The following is a 21,493-nucleotide window of genomic DNA, read 5'->3' as shown; positions in this document are numbered from 1 at the left end:
CCGGTTTCCCCGGCGCCTTGTCCGTTTGGAAGGTGGCTCAGTGTAGAATCGGCCAATGCTGTTCCGTCCTGCCCTGCTTCGCCTCGTCCCGCTCTCGCTCGCTGCACTGCTCACCGCCTGCGCGGGCACGAGCGCGTACCCGCCCATCAGCGCCGGCCATTACCGGGTGCAGCCCGGCGACACCTTGTACAGCATCGCACGCCGCCACGGGCGCAGCGTCGCCGAACTCACCCGCTGGAACCGCATCGCCAACCCGGCGGCGCTGAACGCGGGCCAGGTGCTGCGGGTGATCCCGCCGCCGACCTACGCGGGCACACCGTCAGCCACCACCCCGCCCAAGCACCCAAACACCAGCCGCCCGGTGGCCCCGCCCAAGCCGCCCGCCAAGCCCGCCCCGGCACGCCCGGCCATCAGGCTCGACTGGCCGCTGAAAGGGCCCTTGCTTGCCCGCTTCTCGGGACGCAACAAGGGGGTCGACATCGGCGCCAAGCTCGGCGAGCCGGTGCGCGTGGCGGCACCAGGCAAGGTCGTCTACGCGGGGCAAGGCATCCGCGCCTACGGCAACCTGCTGATCATCAAGCACGACGAACACCACCTGACTGCATACGCGCACAACCAACGCCTACTGGTCGGCGAAGGGCAGACGGTGCGCCGCGGCCAGCAGATCGCGACCGCGGGTTCGAGCGGCGCCGACCGCGTCAAGCTGCACTTCGAAGTGCGCGTGCGTGGCCAAGCGGTCGACCCGCTGCGCTACCTGAACTAGGCCTGCCCCTCAAGATAACGCGCGGCGCCATCGCCGGCGGCGCGGCCGGTGGCAAAGCAAGCGGTGAGCAAATAGCCGCCGGTCGGCGCTTCCCAGTCGAGCATCTCGCCCGCGCAGAACACGCCGGGGCGCTTTCTCAGCATCAACTGTCCGTCAAGCTCCTCAAAACGCACGCCACCCGCGCTGCTGATCGCCTCGTCCAGCGGACGCGGTGCGTCAAGGGTAACGGGCAGCGCCTTGAGCGCGGCGGCGAGCCTCGCCGGGTCGGCGATGGCCGCCTTGTCCAGACACTCGTGCACCAGCGCCATGCGTGCGCCCTTGAGGCCCAGCCTGCTTTGCAGGTGGCTGGCGAGCGAACGCGCGCCACGCGGGCGCGCCACCTCGGCCGCCACCCGCTCGGGCAAAAAGTCGGGCAGCAAGTCGACCCACAGCGTCGCGTGGCCGTCCCGCGCGATCGCGTCGCGCAGGCGCGCCGACAGCGCGTACACGCCGCCGCCCTCGACCCCGTAGCGGCTGATCACGAAGCCCGCGCGGCGGAACGCCAGCTTGCCGTCCGCGTCAGCCACCGCCAAGCCGACCGACTTGACCGCCTCGCCGGCGAAACGCTCGAGCAGGAAGTCCGACCAGCGCCGCTCGAAGCCGCAGTTGGCCGGCGCAAGCGGTGCCACCGCGACGCCGGCCTGCTCGAGCAGCCCCACCCACGCGCCGTCCGAACCCAGCTTCTTCCAGCTGCCGCCGCCCAGCGCCAGCACCACCGCGTCGGCCACCACCGTCTGCCGGCCATCCGGCGCATCAAAGAGCAATGTGCCGTCGTCCGCCCAGCCCTGCCAGCGCGCGCGCGGGTGGAAGGTCACCCCGGCGCCGCGCAGGCGGGCGAGCCACGCGCGCAACAGCGGCGCCGCCTTCATCTGGCTGGGGAACACCTTGCCCGAGCTGCCGACGAAGGTGTCGACGCCCAGCCCGTGCACCCAGTCGCAGAGCATCCGGTTGTCGAAGGCGTCCAGCCAGGGCCGCAGCACGCCGGCACGCTCGCCGTAGCGCGCGACGAAGGCCGGCCACGGCTCGCTGTGGGTGATGTTGAGCCCGCCGACGCCGGCGAGCAGGAACTTGCGGCCGACCGACGGCATCGCGTCGTACACCGCGCACTCGAAACCGGCCGCGGCGATGCGCTCGGCGGCCATCAGCCCGGCCGGGCCGCCGCCGATCACCACCGCTCGGGGTCTGCTGCTGGAAGTCATGCAATCTTTCCGAAAATAAAAACACGGCCCGGATGGGCCGTGTCGGGTCCTGCTGAGATTGTAACCCCGCCTAGCGCTCGAACAGTACGCCCAGCGCGGAAAACCAGCGGGTGATCGCGTCGTCCGAGTCCGGTAGCACACCGCCCGGCGTCAGCCGGTCGAAGAGCTCGGGCAGCGACTCGGCCATCAGCCGCGCCGCAGCCAGCGAGGTGGTCTCGGTCATGTCTGCAAACTGTTCGACCGCGCCCTCGCCCAGCGCGACATAGACGTCGGCAGCGGTGATCGGCAGGTTCTCGCCGCTGGCGAGCCACGAGTCAAGCTCGGTACCCAGGCCGATATCGCGAAAGCGCTGGCCGAGGCCGGCCAGCCCCCCGTGGTCGTCGACCAGCGCCGCCAGCGCGCGCATCGCCGCGTCGTGGCGCGGCTCGCCGTTGCTCAGTTCTCCCAAACGGTCGAAGCACTTCATCGCGTCCTCCTAGCGCCCGAGCAGACCCTTGAGCAGGCCAACGCCCTGCGAGAGCAGGTCGCCGCCCTGCGGCACCTGCCCGTCGGGCGTCAGCTTGTCGACCAAGAGCGGCAGTGCTGTAGAAAGCCCCTGAGCGAGGGTACCGCTATCGAGCCCGAAGCGCCCGGCCAACTCGCCCAGTTGGGAGCCGCCCAGCACCGACTCGATCTGCTCGGCGCTGACCGGCTGGTTCTCGCCGGTTGAGACCCACGACGCGGCCGCATCGCCCAGCCCCTGCTGGCCAAACTTGTCGAGCAGGCCGGAGAGACCGCCGCTTTGTTCGAGCAAGGAACCGAGCACGCCGGCCATCCCCTGCCCCCCACCTTCACCTTCACCTTCGCCTGCGCCCGCCGCACCGGCCAGTTGATCCAGAAGTCCCATCGCCCTCTCCTTGTCTGAAAGTCCTTTCAGTCTAGATGGCGCGTCCGAAAAGCAAAAAGCCCGCCTGACGGCGGGCTTTCTTTCAGAGGTAAAGGCTTAGCAGCCCTTGGCGCACTGGGCGTCCGGGTTCTGGATCAGCAGGCGGACCAGGGTCGCGCGCGGTTCACGCACCGCGTCGGTACCGGTGGAGAGCACCTTGCCGTCTGCCGGCGCCTTGTACTCCTTGACGGTGTCGCCGAATACGTTGAGCTGGCGTGCCACCACCTGGTCCTTCTTCACCATGTCGCCCAGCTTGACCAGGATCTCGGCGTAGCCGCCCTGCTCGGCGCGGACGGTCGTCATGTCGTTGCCGACGAAGGTCTTGGCGGTCTTGGCGGTGCGGCCAATCTTGCCGTCGATCATCTTCAGGTCGACCATCACGTTGCGGGTGCCTTCCACGCCACGGTCGATCATGTCCTTGTCGTACTTGCGCGGCGAACCCAGTTCCAGCGTCACCGCCGGGATCTTGTTATCGACGAAGGTCGTCTCGGTCGAGCCCTTCTCGCCCGGGTCCTTCTTGATCTGGTCGGCCGGGAACAGCTCGGCGATGCGCTCGATGCGCGGGTCGCGGTAGTCGGCGTAGATGAAGAACGGGAAGTCGGTGCCGGTCGACTGGGTGTGGAAGTCGAGCACGTAGTCGACGTTACCCTGCCACAGCTTGTTCCACATCAGCCACGCGTGCTGCTCGGGCGCAGTGCCCTTTTCCTTGCCTGGGAAGACGCGGTTGAAGTTGGTCGACGCGCCGCCGTCGTTGTAGGTCGCCCACTCACGGGTCACGCGGTTGATCGAGTTGGGGTTGGAGCCGGTCACCGCGACGACGGTACCGGAGAGCTTGGCGGCGTCGAGGCCTGCCATCACCTTCTGCACGGCGCGGATGCCGTTCACTTCGTCACCGTGGTTGCCGCTGTTGAGCACCAGCTTGGGGCCGGCCTTGGCTCCCTTGGCGACGACAACCGGCACGTAGAAGTGCTGGCCGATGCCGTCGGTCGTGCCCTGGAACATGAAGCGGTGCGTCTTGCCCGGCGCGAGGTCGGCAATGTCGAGTTGGGAAATGACGGGAACGCCCTGTACCTTGTCGCCGGTGTAAACGGTGGCGGCGTGGGCGGCAACACTGCCGAGGGCCAGACTGACTGCAAATGCCAACTTACGCATGCTTCTCTCCATGAGGTTAACTCGGTTCGAATGACGTGCACGGCAACGCAACGGTGTGCGCTGCCTTGGGGTCGGCCCCTACTATGCAGAAGTTAGCTATTAAATAATTTGCTTATTATCAAGTTTTCGTCTGAAAAATGGCAAAAAACCGGCGGATTGTCTAAGTGCTGTATGCCGGCGCCGCAGCCAGCCAGCGCGGGAACTCGGCGACCGGCATCGGCCGCGCCAGCCAGTAACCCTGGATCGCGTCGCAGCCCAGTTTGGCTAGGAAGGCCGCCTGCGCGGCCGTTTCCACCCCCTCCGCGACCGTCTCCATTCCCAGCGTGCCGGCCATCGCCAGCACCGTCTCGATGATCGCCTCGCTGTGCCCGTCGACGCCGATGCCACAGACGAAGGCCCGGTCGATCTTCAGTTCGTGCAAGGGCAGCCGCTGCAGGTAGGCGAGGCTGGAGTAGCCGGTGCCGAAGTCGTCGATCGCGATGCGCACGCCGCGGCGCGCCAGCGCGGCGAGCACGTCGGCCGTCGCGTCGACGTCGTCCATCAGCACCGATTCGGTCAGCTCGATGGTCAGCGCCTCGGCCGGCAGGGCGCTGGCGAGCAGCGCACGGTCGACCTGCTCGATCAGCGGCGCGCTGCGCAGCTGCAGGGCCGACACGTTGACCGACACGCTGCCGCGCCAGCCCTGCTCGCGCCAGGCGGCCGCCAGCTGGCAGCCCTGCTGCAGCACCCACGCGCCGATCACCGTGATCAGGCCGCTGTCCTCGGCCAGCGGGATGAACTCCGCCGGGCTGACCTGCCCGAGCTCGGGGTGCTGCCAGCGCAGCAACAGCTCGGCCCCGCAGGTGCGTCCGCTGCCCAGCGCGCGCTGCGGCTGCACGAACAGCGAGAACTGGCCGGCAGCCAGCGCCTCGTGCAGGGCGGCCTCGACCCGCGCGCGGCGTTCCATCTGCGCGCGCATCTCTGGCGCGAACACCTCGTAACGGCCGGGGCCGGCCGCCTTGGCGAAATACATGGTGATGTCGGCGTGGCGGATCAGCGTATCGGCGTCGGTGCCGTCTTCCGGCCAGCGCGCGAAGCCGACGCTGCACGACAGGTTCAGGTGGTAACGCCCCTCGACGTGGATGACCGCCTCCAGCGCATGCGCGAGCGCTCCGGCCCAGCGGCTGCCGTCCTCGTCGTCGAACTCGGGCAGGGCGAGCAGGAACTCGTCACCGCCCTGCCGTGCGGCCAGCCCACCGGCGGGCAAGGCGTCGCGCAGGCGCTGCGCGACTTCGCGCAACACCGCGTCGCCGACCGAGTGGCCGAGCGCGTCGTTGATCTGCTTGAAGCGGTTGAGGTCGACAAAGGCGATCCGCCCGTGCGCGGAACGGGCGAGGCGCAGGTCGAGCTCGCGCTTGAACGCCGGGCGGCTGAGCAGGCCGGTCAGCGCGTCGTGGTCGGCGATCTGCTGCAATCGCCGCTCGGCCGCCACCTGCTCGGTGATGTCGCTGGCGAGGCCGATGTAGTGGGTCAGCCGCCCCTGCGCGTCCAGGCTTGCCGCCAGCGACAGGTGCAAGGGAGGCGTCGGCCGGCCGCCGCCGTGCCTGAGTGAGACCTGGCCGTGCCAATGCCCGCTGCCGTCGACGCGCGCGGCCAGGCCGGCCGGGTCGAACAGCGCATCCAGCATCTCCCCGTGCAGCAAGGCGGGCGCGCAGCCGGCCATCGCCGCGAACGAGGGGTTGGCGTCGATCAGCTGCCCGGTCGCGTCGGCGATGAAGATGCCCTCTCCCGCGTCCTCGAACACCCGCCGCGCCAGGCGCTGCCCGGTCTGCGCGGCGCGCTCGGCGGTCAAGTCGTGCAGGCGGCACCAGAGCACCGCCGCCTCGCCCGCGAGCGCGTTGATCAGCGTCAGCTCGACTTCGCAACCCGTCGCAAGCCGGCTCTCCAACTCGCGGACACCGCCGGGCCCGGCACAGAACGCGTCCCACACCTCGCCCGGCAAGCCAAGCGCGTCAAACCGGATCGCCGGCGCCGCCATGCCGCCCAGCAGGCGGGTCGCAACCTGGTTGGCCAGTACCGCGCTGCCGTCACGCCTGAAGGCGACCAGCCCGTCCGGGCTGTTGTCGAACAGCGCGCGGTAGCTGGCCGATGCTGCGCGTAGCGCCTGCTCGCGCTCATCCACCGCGTCGCGCATCGTGGCGAGCCGGGTCGACAGCCAGCCGACGCGACGCGCCAACGTGGCAAACTCGTCGCGGCCGGAAAGCTCGGGCTGCAAGCCGAATTCGCCGTCCGCGATGCGCTGCAGCACCCGGTCCAGCGCGTGGCTGCGCCGCGCCAGCGTACGGAAAAATGCGTAATGGAGTGCCGCTGCCGCCAAGGCCAACAACAGGAAGCTCTCCAGCGCACGCTCAAACGCCAGCGCGCGGGACGCCGCAAGGCGGTCGGAGATGTCCAGTTCGTAGACTAGCAAGGCAGGTTTGGCCGAGCGTAGCTGCCCGGGGGTCGCGCTCTGCAGCACGCCGGCGAGCACGCGGATCACCCCGTCCCCTGCCTGGCCATATTCCAGGCGCTGCGCGCTGAGCGCCGAGCGTGCCGCGGCGGAGTCCAGCACGCCGGCCATCCCGCCAAGTCCGGCCAGCGGCCGGCCGACCCAGGCGAGCCGGTTGGCCGCGAGCACCTCCCCTTGCGGGGTCACCAGCAGGAGGCGGCGCACGCCGGGGTCGACGCTGACCGCGGCGATCAGCCTTTGCACCTGCGGCAAGGCGCCGCGCGCCAACTCCTCGGCGACGATGCCCTGCACCTGCTCGACGCTGCGCCCCGCCTGCGTGCGTGCATGCGCCAGTTCGTCATCACGGCTCTGCTGCCAGTGCATCCACCAGAAGCCGCCCAGCAGCAGCGTACCGAGCAACAGCAGCGCGACCGGCATCGCCAGCCGCAACGGAAAACGGGTCAGCCAGCGGCTCATGCAAGGACCTCCGGCAACGACACGATCTGCCGAGCGCCCGGCGGCGCGCCCTCCACCAGGCCGAAGCCTGCCAGCAGCGCGTGCATGCGGCGCATCGATTCAAGCAGCGTGGTCTTTTCGGCGAAGCGGTGCCGGTTTTCTTGCAGGCTGGGAAAGCGCAACTGCTGCAAGGCCGGCTTGACCTCGTCGGGCGCGATCTGCTGGCGCGCGCTGACTGCCGCCAGCGCGGCAGGCTCGCTGCCCAATAGCGCGTCACGCCCGGCAAACCAGCCCTGCAGCAAGGCGGCCAGCCGCCCGTCGCGGTCGGCCAGCGCCTGCTGGCGGACCACCAGCACGTCGACGACTTCGCCGGGAATGTCGCTGCTGTCGAACAGCACGCGCGCGCCGCGCGCCGTCAGCTGCCCCAGCACCGGCTCGAAAGTCACCAGCGCGTCGACCTCGCCGGCATCCAGCGCCTCGAGTTGTGCTTCGTAGGAGACATGGACGAGCTTCACGTCGGATGGCGCGAGGCCGCCGTATTGCAGCGCGCGCCCCAGCATGAAGGCGCCGAGCGCCAGGCTGTCGGCGCCGACGCGCCGACCGCGCAGTGCGGCGGGCGACTTCAGGCCGCCGGAGGCGACCAGCGCGTCGGCGCCGAACGATTCGTCGAGGACCAGGCCGACCGCGAAATCCGGGTTGTGCTGCATCAGCTGCAGCGCTTCGTCCAGCGTCAGCGCACCCGCGTCGATCACCCCGCTGGCGAGCGCACGCACCACCTCGGACGCCGAGCCGTACTCGACCAAGTGCGGCGCCCGTCCAGGGTAGGCTTCAAGTTCGCGGGCAATGTAGAAGGGTTCGTAGCCGATCCAGCGGTTGGTCGCGACCACCAGCGGCGGTTGCGGCCGCGCGCACGCGGCCGTCGCGAGGGCGAGCGGGGCAGACAGGAAGACGCGGCGGGTCAACGGACGCATGGGCGGCGCAGAAAGTCGTTCGAGCCGACATTCTAACGCCAAAAACAATGCCTATAGCATGGTCATTGCCCAATCTGTGCCATCACTGACGGTGGCCGGGCAAGGCGAGCCGCCGCTCGAGGTAGCGCTGCGCCAGCTCGAACGCGCCGCACAGCGCCCAGTAGATCAGCGCGGCCATCAGGTAGAGCGGCAGCGGCTCGAAGGTCTGCGCGATCAGCTCCTTGGTCGACAGCATCAGCTCGCTGACGGTGATCACCGAGACCAGCGAGGTATCCTTGATCAGCGAGATCAGGCTGTTGGACAGGCTAGGCACCGCCAGCCGCAGCGCCTGCGGCGCGATGATGAAGCGCATGCCCTGCCACCAGGTGAACCCCAGCGAACGGGCGGCCGCCCACTGCCCGGCGCCGACGCCGGCGATCGCGCCGCGCATGCTCTCGGACAGGTAGGCGGCGACGTTCAGCGTCAGCGCCAGTACCCCCGCCGTCACCGGGTCGAACTCGACGCCGGCCGACGGCAGGCCGTAGTAGATCACGAAGATCTGCACCAAGAGCGGCGTGCCGCGCATCAGGCTGACGTAGAAGGTCGCGACCGCCCCCAGTACCGGCACGCGCGCGACGCGCAGCAAGGCGACCAAGAAGCCCAGCGCAAGGCCGAGCACCATGCTCGAGAAGGCGAAAACAAGCGTGTAGAACGTGCCTTGCAACAGCATCGGCCACGCCAGTTCCATGAGTTCGGTCAGGGGCATCCACGCATCCTTTCGTCAGGGCCCGGGCGCTTTGAGATTAGTCGGCCTTGCGCGCGGCCGGCGGCTGCGATACGTCCTGGCCGAACCACTTGTTCGAGATGCGGGCGAAACTGCCGTCCTGCTGCATCGCCAACAGCGCCTGGTCGATCGCGCGCTTGAAGCCCGGGTTGCCCTTGGCGAACGGGATCGCCATCGTCGCCGTGCTGCCGACCGGCGCGCCGGCCTTCAGCGGCAGGCGCGACTCGCGGATCGCGAACGGGATCAGCAGGCTGTCGTTGAGCGCGGCGTCGATGCGGCCGCTGGCCAGATCCTGCAGGTACTCGGGCGCGCCCGGGTAGACCTTGACCTCGACCCCGTCCAGCCTGCGTGCAAGGTCCGCGTAGTTGCTGCCCTGGCCGACGCCGACCTTGGTGCCCTTGAGGTTGGCACCCGATAGAGTGCGCGTTTCGTTTTTACGCACCACCAGTTGCGCGCTGGAGATGGTGTACGGGCGGCTGAAGTCGAACACGCGCGCTCGCGCCTCGTTGACCGCGACCTGGTTCATCACCACGTCGAACTTGCCGCCTTGCAGGCCGGCGAGCAGGCCGCTCCATTCGCCGGTGACGAATTCGGGACGCACACCGAGCCGGCGCGCGAGTTCCTGGCCGAGTTCGACCTCGAAGCCGGTCAGCGTCTTGCCTTCGCGGTAGTTGAACGGCGGGTAGGTACCTTCCAGCGCGATCTTCAGCGTGCCCCGCTGGCGGACGGTGTCGATCAGGTCGGCGGCGAGGGTCTGGCCGGCCAGCAAGGCGGAGAGCAGGATGGGAATCAGTCGTTTCATGGTCATATCTTTATATCTGTTAGTTATTTGCAGTCGCAAATATTTGCGAAAGCGAAATATAACAAAACGACCGTGCGCCCTCCAGCACCCGAACCCGGTCAAACGCGACATGCAGATACGAAAAAACCACCCGTGAGGGTGGTTCTTGCGTGGCCCGCCAAGCGGCGCGGCTTAGACGTTGAACAGGAAAATGTTGATATTTACCTTATTTATCAATGCATTAAATTATACAAAGCATAAAAAAACCCGACTACATACCCGGTTTAATAATTCTATCAGCAGGCAACAATCTGACGCCGCTATCGCCCAAGAAGCTGCAGCATTGCCTCTAAAGCCCGTATTTCGCAGGCTGCGGACACTCTTTGTGCATCAGGAATCGGTCACCCTACTGTCCTTCCGTCTGCATATCCGCTTGTGGTTGTAGGTCAGTAATGCCTGCTTCGGCTTTGCGCTGCGCTGGATGTGTTCCCGCCAACCGCACACATTGGGGATGTCCCACGTGGAGTAGTCACGGTCGCATACAGATCCCGGCTGGTATCGCATCGCTCCGGTCGAGCCCCTACTCGTTGATAGGGCAGGTCGTCTTCGTTGGCCGGGCTGACAAGCACGGTGCGGATCAGCTTATAACGGCAGTTAGTCAACACCGAATGCTTACAGTCGAAGGTCTGCTTGCCATTCTCGTCCATTTGGTGTCGGTAGCCTTATGCACCTGCATCGTTCCTAACAATTCCCCTGGATCTGCAGCACCATTCATGGTCTGGCATTCTCAGCTCGTTCGCACTACGTCTGCACCAATCCCTAAGGCAAGGCAGCATTGATAATGCCAGCTATCAAAAGCGTGCAAAAGCAACCGATTGTGTCGTACATCTTGGACAACTAGCTCGCCAAGCTTCGGAAAAAAACAGGCTAATCAATCAGCGCATCTCAGTCAGGACTGGTCAACAAAAGGCTTTCGAAATGCCAATTAATTCCGCAACTTAACGCCGCAAAGCCCCACGAATTACCTCTCTACTTTCTGCCAAAAACCCACAATTACTTCGCGCAAAACCCACTCAGATTCTTTCAAAAAATAGCCTCACTCCGCATTGCACCGTGCCGATATCTTCCAGCAATAACCGTGATTTAAAATTATTTACGCAAAACAGAAACGATCGACAATATAGCACAATGCAGCACACTAAAATCTATCAATTAATTGTTGAAAACATCTTAAAATTATGAGAAAAACTTCACCTTAAATTGCTTCATGTCTGATTGTTTTCGAGAGAGCCACACTCCAATTTATCGTTCAATAATTTACAATACTTCACATACCAACAAGCATTATTACAGTTCTCGAAAAGATTTGAAGCCAGCATACAGGCATTATTCACAAATAATCACAACTCCTCTAGCCCTTTAAAAATTTTCATCTTTTCTGCTATGTACAAATTCTTTTCAGACTCCATTTGCAGAAGAATCTCAAGAACATCCACCCGCTTTAAGTCATGCTTTTTTGCCAACTTATCAAGACGATTAATAGCCTTGTCCGTCAAAATAAAATTGTGTTGCTTTTTACCATTTAAATTCCCTCGATACTTCTTCTGACTCCAACTCTTTTTAACTGCAGAAAGACAAAGCAACTTCCTATCATCGCTAAACTTAAACCGGTCAAAATACATCAATAACTCTTGATGAGTTCGAATTGGATTAATCTGAAACGCTGAGCCATCCCCATCATTTTTCATGATCCATCTCGAGGCCAACTCACACTTATCCTCTTCACTGTCACCTTTAAACCAAAGCAAAGCACCATCATTTTTTATGTGCTCAACCCAAGCACACCTCATCAAATCAACAACCGTTTTTTTGCTTAAAACATCCAATCCCAACATATCAATCATTGCTACAACCAAATCCCTATTTAGCAAACGAACAGGAGGATTCGTCAACAAATTACTTTTATGACTACTCAAAAATGACACCAACCACTGACACTGCCTTTCACTTTCACCTATCCATTCCAGCATCTCTCTAGGCAAGAAATTAATACCTAACATACCATTAATTTCATCAGCCATCCCTGGCATACTAGTGATGCGAGCTGCCATATAATCCCTCATTCCAGAAGCGTAAAAATAGCCCTGATCTAGATTCGCACCACGACATTCCAAGTAGAACCACAACCACGTATCAAGGCGCTTGCTACGTGCCGTTTCTTGCAAGACTTTAGACAACGCATCTTTAGAGAAATTAACAGCCATACCCGTCCCAGTTAATTAAACATACTCCGCATTTAGTTATCACAACATGCAAATGATAACACGAGTACTTCTAGTAGAAATCTACACTAAATACTGATGCATTTGTACATGGTTTTACATGCTTCCTAGTACAGGAAATTTGCGCTGTGGCAGGCTCAGCACGGCGATAACCCCCACGATGCCACATGACCTTGCAAGGTTTACAGCGCGGACACACGGCAGACCATCAGGCGATGCCCGCCTTGAGTCAACCCCAGGGTGAACTATCGCCAACCTTCAAGCAGTGCTCTCCCGCTGCCGAGCCACCAAAGCGCCCCTCAAACAGATCATTCACCTCGATAGAAACGATGTGATCTTACCTCTCACATAGCTACCAAATAGCGGAAGACCACAAGGCCTCTTGCTCACTTATTCTTTTTGTCACCAGATGAAAGAAGACTAACGTTCCGAGCCATTAAAGTTTAAAAAATATCACCCCCCCACCTTACATGACTCAACGTAAGGAGCTTGCCATGAAAATCTATCGCTTAGATCAGGTAATGAATGCTACAGGCCTGGCACGATCTACCATCTACAAGTTCATTTCACAAGGAACGTTTCCAAAGCCAATTCCACTAGGTGATCGCTGTGTCGGTTGGCTGGAGAGCGAAATTCTGGATTGGATCATGAGAAAAGTTGAAGAAAGGGACTCAACCACATAACCAATGAAAGAAACAAATGAAACAACACCATTACATTTACAACCCATTACCCTGCCTAATCGTCACGATCGATTACCAACCGGCAATGATAATTTTCCAGACCAGAAACAACAGAAAAATCTGAAGTCCTACCGAACTATTCAAGTACAAATAACCAAGACCGCAATACGCTTTCTTTCTGTATTGGTAATATATAGACACAAGACATACTCACGGCACTAAACAACACTACTAAATGGATTATCGATTACATTCTAGAAACAAAAACTACACCTATCGTTATCAGTCAAAAATTACCCAGCTAGGTGAACATATGAACATCACCACTGGAGTACAAACATGATTCGCCACCCACACAACACAAATCTGATTCTTCATTACGAGCACGCTTACAAGGGACTTCCTATCCAGACAGAAAAAGGACCATTCATACGCAACTATCTGGAACGCCTATACCAGACAATGGTCAACTCTATCAATCAACATCCTCGTACATTTGCCTTTCGGGTTGACTTAAGACTTCCGACAGGAATTCTAATTCACAATTCATTTCTGACCAACATTGTAATGGAACGATTTATCGAATCGTTCAAAGCAAAGATACGACACAATCGACACAAGGTACGTCAGGAGCGTCCATACGCTCATGACAGCAACGTAAGATACGTCTGGGCAAGAGAGTTTAGCGAGGAGAGAAATCCGCATTACCACATAGCAATTCTGCTGAACAATGACGCATTCTGCACATTAGGAAACTTCTGCTCTGAAAGCAGAAACATGTTCCATAGGCTAGAAGAGGCTTGGGCAAGTGCATTGTGCTTGCACGTAGGGGAAGTGAGAGGACTGGTAGAGATACCACGTAATGCCTGTTATAGGCTGCGACGTGATGATAGAGACAGCCAGGCAGATTTTTTCTACAGAACCAGCTATCTCTGCAAGGCAGACACCAAAGTCTATGGGGATGGAAGCCATGGATTTGGTGCCAGCCGGGCCTAACTAATCTAAGATGAAGAGGTGGACAGTTATGACTGCTTCGCCTCCAAATCTTTCATCGTCTTGCCTGCTGAGAGTTCATCTTTTATCCACTTTGGCTGACGACCATGGCCTTTCCAAATTTGATCTGGATTCTTAGGGTTTTGGTAAGTCATCCCTGGAGTAGCCTTTGTCTTCATGGCCGCAGGAGCTTCACCAGAGTCCAGCCCAAGCTCTTTGAGAGTGAATTGGTATTGGACGATCAACGGTTTGATCATCACAAGCGCGTCTTTCCTTTCCTTTTGTTTTCGCTCCCTCAACTCGGCCTGTAATTTAGCAATCTCAACTTCGATTTGTTCGTTAGTTCGTGGCGTATCAGGTGGCAACATCAATCGATTCCTTCCTACTCTGCATGGCGACTTCACTAGGTTAACGCATTACGCTACAAGGGGCAGCATAGGCATCATACCTCGACAATTTCTCAAAGCCACCCGAAGCGTGAGCCTAGCCGCAGTAGCAAAAATCAAGGCTGCGCTGCCTCTGCAAAGTGGCGACTAGAGTGTGTCGCGATGACGACGGCCGCTTAAAAGCGCCCAGGCTTTAAGCCTTGCACAGAACTGTAATAAGGAAAGAATGGCTTTCATCACCACTGCCCTAACCCGTGCACCTGCCGTGCAAAGATGCAGCCCAGCAGACTGCTGAGGGCGAGCAGCGCCAGCAATGGCATTAAGAGCAACATCATCAGCACAAAGCTGCCCAGCAGAACGTCGAGCGGGTCTGGCCCGTAGATCCACCAGGCAGTCAGCAGGAATGGAAGCGCGCCGAGCAGCAGCCAGGCCAGTTCGGTGCACAGGCTGAGTATCACTGCCCTCATGTGGATTTTCCTTGCGTTAAGTCGACGACGAAAAAACCAATGTCATTATTGATGATGTCCATCTTGAGGTACCATCTATGACCCTAGATTGGTTACATCATCGCGGCCACCCGTTCACTCTGACTGTGTGGCATTCAGCACGGAAAGGTCATCGCGTGACGCCTGAAGCCAAAGCACGGCAGTACATTGACGAGCGGCTGCAACAAGCCGGCTGGGTCATCCAGGACATGAAGGAATTCAACCTGTCTGCCGGTGTAGGCGTCGCCATTCGCGAGTACCCGACCGACAGCGGGCCGGCTGACTACGTGCTGTTTGTGGGCCGTGAAGCCGTGGGGGTCATCGAGGCCAAGAAGGATACGGCTGGCGAGAACCTGACGGCGACCGAGAGCCAGACAGAGCGCTACGCGGCGTCCAGCCTGAAATGGCGCAAGGACGATACCCCTTTGCGCTTCCTGTTCGAGGCAACGGGCCAGGTCATTCGCTTTACCGATAACGCCGACCCGCTCCCGCGCTCACGCGAGCTGTTTCATTTCTTCAAGCCTGAAACGCTACAGGGGTGGCTACGGCAAGCTCAAACCTTGCGTCGCCGCTTGGCCGAGCAGATGCCGGCCTTGCCCACCAGCAAGCTGCGCGATTGCCAGATCAGCGCGGTCACCGGCCTGGAGAAATCGCTGGCGCAGAACAAGCCCCGCGCGTTGGTGCATATGGCCACGGGGGCCGGCAAGACCTTCACCGCCATCACCGCGGTGTACCGCCTACTCAAGTTCGCCGGTGCCAAGCGCATCCTGTTCCTGGTCGATACCCGCAACCTGGGCAAGCAGGCGCATCAGGAGTTCATGGCGTACACCCCACCGGACGACCATCGCAAGTTCACCGAGCTCTACGCCGTGCAGCAACTGGCTTCCCCCAACATCGACCCACACGCGCAAGTGTGCATCAGCACCATCCAGCGTATGTACGCCATTCTGAGTGGCGAGCCGATCGACGAGTCGGCCGAAGATATGTCGCTCAACGAAGTGCAGCAAACAGCCAAGCAGGAAAAGTTCGTCCGATACAACCCGGCGGTACCGGTGGAGACATTCGACTTCATCGTGATCGACGAGTGCCACCGCAGCATTTACAACCTGTGGAAGCAGGTGCTCGACTACTTCGACGCCAAGCTGATCGGGCTGACGGCAACGCCGGACAAGCGCACCTACGGCTTCTTCAACGAAAACATCGTCGCTGAATACACCTACGAGCAATCGGTGGTGGATGGTGTCAACGTCGGTTACGACGTGTGGGAGATCGAAACCGAGGTCACCCGTAAGGGCGCCGAACTCAAGGCCCGCGAATGGGTGGATCATCGCGACCGCGCTACCCGCAAGAAGCGCTGGGCAGAAGTCGACGAAGACGTCGTCTACAGCGGCAAGGAGCTGGACCGTTCGGTGGTCAACCCAAGCCAGATCCGGCAGGTGATCCAGGCCATGAAAACGGCGGTGGAAACGCAGATCTTCCCGGCACGCGACAACGAAGTACCCAAGACCCTGATCTTCGCCAAGACAGATAGTCACGCAGACGACATCATCAACATCGTGCGCGAGGTCTACAGCCAGGGTAACGCCTTCTGCCGCAAGGTGACGTACAGCGAAAAAGACGCCGACGGCGTGCTGGCCAGTTTCCGTAACGACTACCACCCGCGCATCGCGGTGACGGTGGACATGATCGCCACTGGCACCGACGTCAAACCGCTGGAAGTGCTGCTGTTCATGCGCGACGTGCGCTCCAGGGGCTACTACGAACAGATGAAGGGGCGCGGAGTGCGCAGCCTGGACGCAGATGGCTTGAAGCGTGTCAGCGGCAAGGCGGACGGTGCCAAGACCCGTTTCGTGCTGATTGACGCGGTAGGTGTGGAGAAATCGCTGAAGACCGAAAGTCGCCCGCTGGAGAAAAAACCTGGCGTGGCGCTGAAAGACCTTCTGCAAGGCGTCGCCATGGGCAGCCGCGACGACGACACTGTGCTGAGCCTGGGCAACCGCTTGATCAGGCTGGCCAAGCAGTTGGACGCCAAGGCGCAGGCCCGGATCGCACAGGCGAGCCAGGGCATTCCGGTTGCCGAACTGGGCAAGGGGCTGATCAGCGCGCTCAACCCGGACGCCATCATTGAGACTGCGCTGGCCACCGCCAAAGCGCAGGGCATCAGCCGCAGCGAAGACACCTTGTTGCCGGAAGAAATTGCCACCGCCCGTGCCGAGCGGGTCGCGGCGGCATGCGAGCCGTTCGACGCGCCGCAACTGCGTGAAGAGATTGAAAATGCTCGCCGTGAGCGCGAGCAGATCATCGACCATACCAACCCCGATACGTTAACCTTCTCGGGGTTCTCCCAGCAGGCCGAAGCGCAGGCCCGCGCCACGATCCAGCAGTTCGCCGACACTCTGCAACAGCACAAGGACGAAATCGCCGCACTCGGCTTTTTCTACCAGCAGCCCTACCAGCGCCGTGCACTCACCTTCGACATGCTCGAAGCGCTGCACGAACACCTGAGCAAACCCCCGCTGATGCTCACCAGCGAACGGCTGTGGAGCGCGTACGCCCGGGTGCAGGCCGCGCAGGTGAAAGGCGCCGACCGCAAGCGCCAGCTGACCGACCTGGTGTCGCTGGTGCGCTTCGCGCTAGGGCTTGACGGCGAATTGAAACCGTTTGCCGACGAGGTAGACCGCCGCTTCCAGGCGTGGATCTTCCGCCACAACGCGCAGCGCGGCACTTCGTTCACACCGGAGCAGACCGACTGGCTGCGCAGCATGAAAGACCATATCGCCAGCAGTTGCAGCATCAGCCGAGACGATTTTGATTACGCCGAACTGGCGGACAAGGGCGGCTTGCAGAAGGCGTGGGGACTGTTCGGCACAGAACTGGATACGCTAATGAATGAAATGAATATGGAGTTGGTCGCGTGAGTGAGAATCAAGAATTGCCACACGGATGGATTGAGCTGGAGTTCGGGGATTTGTTCTCGCAGCCCGGCGACGACATCGTTGATGGCCCATTTGGCTCGAACCTCAAGGCAAGCGAGTATGTCTCTGCGGGTATTCCAATTGCGCGGCTGCAAAACATTGATCGGAATCGGTTCATCGCCAAAAACATTCAGTATGTAACCGACCACAAGGCTGAGGAGTTGGCTCGCCATACATTTGCACCGGGCGACATCCTCATCACGAAGCTGGGCGACCCACTTGGAAAAGCGTGCCTTGCTCCGAGTAGCATTCCGAGAGGCGTTCTGGTTGCAGACGTTGTTCGTGCCCGCCTGACGCATCCGTGGATTGATCGTGATTACCTTTGCTATCAGATCAATGCCGAATACATGGTTGAACAGTTTAAGGGGCAAACCAAAGGCACGACACGACCTCGCGTCAATCTCACGAAGATACGAACTCTCAAGGCGCGACTGTGTCCCTTGCCAGAACAAACCCGCATCGTCGCCAAGCTCGAAGAGCTGCTGTCCGACCTCGACGCCGGCGTGGCCGAGCTCAAGGCCGCGCAGCAGAAGTTGGCGCAATACCGCCAGTCGCTGCTCAAGGCGGCCGTCGAAGGGGCGCTCACCGCCGACTGGCGAGCGCAGCACACGGTCAGCGAGAGCGGCGAGCAACTGCTGGCGCGCATCCTCAGCGAGCGCCGCGCCCGTTGGGAAGCCAGGCAATTGGCCAAGTTTGCCGAGCAAGGCAAGACCCCACCCAAGAACTGGCAACAGAAGTACCCCGAACCCGTCACCCCGGACACCACCGGCCTGCCGGCGCTGCCGGAAGGGTGGGTGTGGGCGAGCTTAGATTCTTTGATCAGTGATGGTCCTCAAAATGGTTTGTACTTACCCGCAAGCCGCTATGGTTTTGGAGTGCCAATCCTACGTATCGACGATTACCAGATAGGTTGGTGTCGCAATAAATCTGATCTGAATCTCGTTGATGCCGATGAAGAAACAAAAAATACTTACTCACTAGTTGCTGGCGATCTAGTCATCAACCGTGTGAACAGCATGACGCACCTTGGTAAATCTTTGCTGGTTGGGAAGGTTCTTAATGGTGTTCTTTTTGAGTCTAATATGATGCGATTTAGCTTGGCTAGCTCAGTCTCTGGAGGTTACGTTTCTCACTACTTAGGATCAGATGTTGGGCGTAACAGGCTAATTCGTGATTCCAAATGGGCTGTTAATCAAGCCAGCATTAATCAACAGGACGTTAAACGGACTCCAGTTCCCCTACCTCCAGAAGCTGAACAACATGTCATTTCTGAGTTGCTGGAGGAGCAACTTAGCGCGGCAGCGGATCAAGTTCAGGCGGCGGAGATTTCCATCAAGCAAGCCTCCGCCCAACGCCAAAACATCCTGCGTGCTGCCTTCGCCGGCGAACTGGTGCCGCAGGACCCGAACGACGAGCCTGCCAGCGTGTTGTTGGCGCGCATCCGTGCCGTGCGCGCCGAACAGGCGGCAGTGAAGAAGCCGCGCGGGCGCAGGGCCAAGACCGCCTAAAAATTGCTGCGTGTGTCCGTCGCCGGCCGGTGACGGGCAAGCAGGTGACCGCGTTCACCCAAAATTCAGGATGACCCCATGAATACCTCTTCCCTGGTCCAGAAAGTCTGGAACTTCTGCCACACCCTGCGCGACGACGGTGTCGGTTACGGCGACTATCTGGAGCAGCTGACCTACCTGCTGTTCCTGAAGCTGGCGCACGAATACGCCCAGCCGCCGTACAGCCGCAATACCCGCATTCCGGCCGGCTACGATTGGCCCAACCTGGTGGCCCGCTCCGGTGAGCCGCTGGAGGCGCACTACCTGGCGACCCTCTATCAGCTCGGCCAGCAGGATGGCATGCTGGGCGCGATCTTCTTCAAGGCGCAGAACAAGATCCAGGACCCGGCCAAGCTGCACCGGCTGGTGCAGATGATCGACGCCGAAAACTGGATCAGCCTGGACGCGGACACCAAGGGCGACCTGTACGAGGGGCTGCTGCAGAAGAACGCCGAAGACACCAAGAGCGGCGCCGGCCAGTACTTCACCCCGCGTCCGCTGATCGAGGCGATGGTAACCTGCGTACAGCCCGAGCCGATGAAGACCATCGCCGACCCGGCTTGCGGGACCGGCGGCTTTTTCCTGGGGGCGTACCACTGGCTGACCCGCCCCGGTACCCGCCTCGACAAACGGCAGAAGGAATTCCTGCGCGACCAGACCTTCTACGGCAACGAGATCGTTCCCAATACGCGCCGGCTGTGCCTGATGAACCTGTTCCTGCACAACATCGGAGAACTGGAGGGCGAGCCTTCGGTGGAGCGTTCGGACGCGTTGATTGCCGAGCCTGCGCGCAAGGTCGATTACGTGCTGGCCAACCCGCCTTTCGGCAAGAAAAGCAGCATGCTCATCACCAACGAAGAGGGTGAAGAGGACAAAGAAGCACTGGTCTACCAGCGGCAGGACTTCTGGGAGACCACGTCAAACAAGCAGCTTAACTTCCTGCAGCACATCGTCAGCATGCTGAAGGTGAACGGCCAGGCAGCCGTGGTGTTGCCCGACAACGTGCTGTTTGAAGGGGGGGCCGGCGAGAAGATCCGCCGCAAGCTGCTGGAAACCTGCGATGTGCACACCATCTTGCGCCTGCCGACCGGCATCTTCTACGCGCAAGGGGTCAAGGCCAATGTGGTGTTCTTCGACAACGCGCCCAAGGATGGCCATGTGCACACCAAGGGGGTCTGGTTCTACGACCTGCGCACCAACAAGCACTTCACGCTGAAGACGCGTCCGCTCAAGTTTGACGACCTGCAGGACTTCATCGCGTGCTACCACCCGGCCAACCGCCATGAGCGTCACGAGACCGAGCGCTTCAAGTACTACAGCTACGATGAGCTGGTTGCCCGCGACAAGGCGAGCCTGGATGTCTTCTGGCTGAAGGATGATAGCCTGGACAACCTCGATGACCTGCCGCCGCCCGACGTGTTGCAGCAGGAAATCATCGAACACCTGGAGGCCGCGCTGGCTGCCTTTCGCGACGTGGCCGCCGCGCTGCCGGGGCGCTAGACGGATGCCGACCCGCCGTCTGCTTGGTTGGATGGTCGCCATCCATACGCCGAACCCACGTGGCCCTGCCGCCGCCCTGCTGATGCAAGGAGCGGCGTACCTGTCGGCGTCGACGCGGATCTGTGGCTGCGAGAAGGGAGCATTTCTGTCCAACGAGTTGCTAGCCCATCGCTTCGCCAAGGCGATGGCACCCATCATGCAAAAGCGCCACGGGGCCGCCACCGAGCTTGAGGTTGTTCGCGTGGAGCGATACGACCGCGCCTCGCACGATGACCTGCCGGTTAGCCAGAGGTTGAAGGCATAGGGCTGTCCGTTTTCATCTCAATAACTTGAAACCACACATGCCCACCAGCCGCTTGGACCAGCAACTCGCCTTCCTGTGCGAGATTGATCAACTGAAGAACGTGATCCGCCAGTCGCCGCTGCTGGATGGTCGCCGCAAGGAGAACAGTGCCGAGCACTCCTGGCACCTGGCGATGTATGCCTTGCTGTTGAAGGACTATGCAGACGAGCAGGCCGACCTGTCGCGGGTGATCCAGATGCTGTTGATCCACGACATTGTCGAGGTTGACGTTGGCGACATGCCTATCCACCAGATGCCTTCGGCTACGTTACAGGCCGCGCAGGAAGAGCTGGCGGCCAAGCGGCTGTTCGGCATGATCCCGGGGGCGCAGGGACCTGAGCTGTTGGCACTGTGGCGGGAGTTCGAGCAAGGCATCTCTGCCGATGCGAAATTTGCCAAGGCACTGGATCGGGTGCAGCCACTATTGATCAATGTCCGCACCGGCGGGGGAACCTGGACAGAAAATAACGTCACTCTGGAGCAGGTACTGGAACGCTACGGCCCCACCATCCAGCGGGGGGCACCTGCGCTATGGGAACGCTGTGAGCAATGGGTACGGCAGCACTTCGCAGCATTGGAATGCTAGGCCGATTTTCGTTTCTAGCGTGCCTGATGCTTTTGTCTGAAATACGCTGAGAGCAGCGTGTTGGAAGGGACATGCAGCGTTTGCATCTGCGCCGTCTGAACTATTCACGCCATCAGAATACTGCTTTGAGCGCGGCATCATACTCGCCCAGTTTGTTGTCTTGTAGCGGGCTGAGGCAGGTTTGCTCATGCCCGGAT

At 60.7% G+C, this 21,493-nt stretch carries 19 protein-coding genes; 8 read left to right on the top strand and 11 right to left on the bottom strand.

What is annotated here, in order from left to right; translation table 11 throughout:
- Positions 1-55: 55 nt before the first annotated feature.
- Complete coding sequence (locus tag E5K04_RS14495; RefSeq protein WP_136555408.1) at positions 56-763, top strand: peptidoglycan DD-metalloendopeptidase family protein; 708 nt, start codon at positions 56-58, stop codon at positions 761-763.
- On the opposite strand, the gene E5K04_RS14490 is transcribed toward E5K04_RS14495, so the two are convergent.
- The 9 genes from E5K04_RS14490 to E5K04_RS14450 all read right to left on the bottom strand — a co-directional run bounded on the left by E5K04_RS14490 (position 760) and on the right by E5K04_RS14450 (position 11,780).
- Positions 760-2,001: a TIGR03862 family flavoprotein gene (locus E5K04_RS14490; protein ID WP_136555406.1), complete on the bottom strand. Its 1,242-nt coding sequence runs from the start codon at positions 1,999-2,001 to the stop codon at positions 760-762. The genes E5K04_RS14495 and E5K04_RS14490 overlap by 4 nt on opposite strands.
- A 70-nt stretch (positions 2,002-2,071) precedes the next feature.
- The gene (locus E5K04_RS14485; protein ID WP_136555404.1) at positions 2,072-2,467 is read right to left on the bottom strand and encodes a YidB family protein; all 396 of its coding nucleotides are present in this window, start codon (positions 2,465-2,467) and stop codon (positions 2,072-2,074) included.
- A gap of 9 nt (positions 2,468-2,476) precedes the next feature.
- Positions 2,477-2,887, bottom strand: coding sequence for a YidB family protein (locus E5K04_RS14480; RefSeq protein WP_136555402.1), 411 nt, complete (start codon positions 2,885-2,887; stop codon positions 2,477-2,479).
- Positions 2,888-2,983: 96 nt separating this feature from the next.
- The gene (locus E5K04_RS14475; RefSeq protein ID WP_136555400.1) at positions 2,984-4,078 is read right to left on the bottom strand and encodes a M14 family metallopeptidase; all 1,095 of its coding nucleotides are present in this window, start codon (positions 4,076-4,078) and stop codon (positions 2,984-2,986) included.
- Between the two features lie 160 nt (positions 4,079-4,238).
- Positions 4,239-7,022 carry an EAL domain-containing protein gene (locus tag E5K04_RS14470; RefSeq protein WP_136555398.1) on the bottom strand — a complete coding sequence of 928 codons (2,784 nt, stop codon included), beginning with the start codon at positions 7,020-7,022 and terminating at the stop codon, positions 4,239-4,241.
- Positions 7,019-7,972: an ABC transporter substrate-binding protein gene (locus E5K04_RS14465; protein ID WP_136555396.1), complete on the bottom strand. Its 954-nt coding sequence runs from the start codon at positions 7,970-7,972 to the stop codon at positions 7,019-7,021. The genes E5K04_RS14470 and E5K04_RS14465 overlap by 4 nt, the downstream gene beginning before the upstream one ends.
- Positions 7,973-8,054: 82 nt before the next feature.
- The gene (locus tag E5K04_RS14460) at positions 8,055-8,717 is read right to left on the bottom strand and encodes an amino acid ABC transporter permease (protein ID WP_136555394.1); all 663 of its coding nucleotides are present in this window, start codon (positions 8,715-8,717) and stop codon (positions 8,055-8,057) included.
- 37 nt (positions 8,718-8,754) lie between these two features.
- Positions 8,755-9,537 (bottom strand): transporter substrate-binding domain-containing protein, encoded by a 783-nt coding sequence (locus E5K04_RS14455; protein WP_136555392.1) that lies wholly within the window; start codon positions 9,535-9,537, stop codon positions 8,755-8,757.
- A gap of 1,379 nt (positions 9,538-10,916) precedes the next feature.
- Entirely contained in the window at positions 10,917-11,780 is an 864-nt protein-coding gene (locus tag E5K04_RS14450) for a hypothetical protein (RefSeq protein ID WP_136555390.1), read from the bottom strand.
- 512 nt (positions 11,781-12,292) lie between these two features.
- Here E5K04_RS14450 and E5K04_RS14445 point away from each other — a divergent pair.
- Together E5K04_RS14445 and E5K04_RS17100 are read left to right on the top strand one after the other, a co-directional pair.
- The gene (locus tag E5K04_RS14445; RefSeq protein ID WP_136555388.1) at positions 12,293-12,481 is read left to right on the top strand and encodes a helix-turn-helix transcriptional regulator; all 189 of its coding nucleotides are present in this window, start codon (positions 12,293-12,295) and stop codon (positions 12,479-12,481) included.
- A gap of 339 nt (positions 12,482-12,820) precedes the next feature.
- On the top strand, positions 12,821-13,477 hold the full coding sequence (locus E5K04_RS17100) for an inovirus Gp2 family protein (RefSeq protein WP_136555385.1): 657 nt from the start codon (positions 12,821-12,823) through the stop codon (positions 13,475-13,477).
- 26 nt (positions 13,478-13,503) lie between these two features.
- Here the strand turns inward: E5K04_RS17100 and E5K04_RS14435 are convergent, their stop codons facing one another.
- Both E5K04_RS14435 and E5K04_RS14430 read right to left on the bottom strand, forming a co-directional pair.
- Complete coding sequence (locus E5K04_RS14435; protein WP_136555383.1) at positions 13,504-13,842, bottom strand: H-NS histone family protein; 339 nt, start codon at positions 13,840-13,842, stop codon at positions 13,504-13,506.
- A 254-nt stretch (positions 13,843-14,096) separates the two neighbouring features.
- Positions 14,097-14,327 carry a hypothetical protein gene (locus E5K04_RS14430; RefSeq protein ID WP_136555381.1) on the bottom strand — a complete coding sequence of 77 codons (231 nt, stop codon included), beginning with the start codon at positions 14,325-14,327 and terminating at the stop codon, positions 14,097-14,099.
- Between the two features lie 77 nt (positions 14,328-14,404).
- Here E5K04_RS14430 and E5K04_RS14425 point away from each other — a divergent pair, with 77 nt between their 5' ends.
- From E5K04_RS14425 to E5K04_RS14405, 5 genes are all read left to right on the top strand, one after another.
- Positions 14,405-17,263 carry a type I restriction endonuclease subunit R gene (locus tag E5K04_RS14425; RefSeq protein ID WP_136555379.1) on the top strand — a complete coding sequence of 953 codons (2,859 nt, stop codon included), beginning with the start codon at positions 14,405-14,407 and terminating at the stop codon, positions 17,261-17,263.
- Positions 17,260-18,828, top strand: a complete 1,569-nt coding sequence (locus tag E5K04_RS14420; protein WP_136555377.1) for a restriction endonuclease subunit S — start codon at positions 17,260-17,262, stop codon at positions 18,826-18,828. The genes E5K04_RS14425 and E5K04_RS14420 overlap by 4 nt, the downstream gene beginning before the upstream one ends.
- Positions 18,829-18,906: 78 nt before the next feature.
- Positions 18,907-20,367, top strand: a complete 1,461-nt coding sequence (locus E5K04_RS14415; RefSeq protein WP_136555375.1) for a class I SAM-dependent DNA methyltransferase — start codon at positions 18,907-18,909, stop codon at positions 20,365-20,367.
- Positions 20,368-20,371: 4 nt separating this feature from the next.
- On the top strand, positions 20,372-20,671 hold the full coding sequence (locus E5K04_RS14410) for a hypothetical protein (protein WP_136555373.1): 300 nt from the start codon (positions 20,372-20,374) through the stop codon (positions 20,669-20,671).
- A gap of 37 nt (positions 20,672-20,708) precedes the next feature.
- Positions 20,709-21,296 carry an HD domain-containing protein gene (locus tag E5K04_RS14405; RefSeq protein WP_136555371.1) on the top strand — a complete coding sequence of 196 codons (588 nt, stop codon included), beginning with the start codon at positions 20,709-20,711 and terminating at the stop codon, positions 21,294-21,296.
- Positions 21,297-21,493 lie beyond the last annotated feature (197 nt).

This window comes from Crenobacter intestini, from assembly GCF_004919095.1.
Lineage (GTDB): Bacteria > Pseudomonadota > Gammaproteobacteria > Burkholderiales > Chromobacteriaceae > Craterilacuibacter > Craterilacuibacter intestini.
Note: the sequence above shows the minus strand (reverse complement) of the source record. Positions and strands in the feature narration are given on the sequence as shown.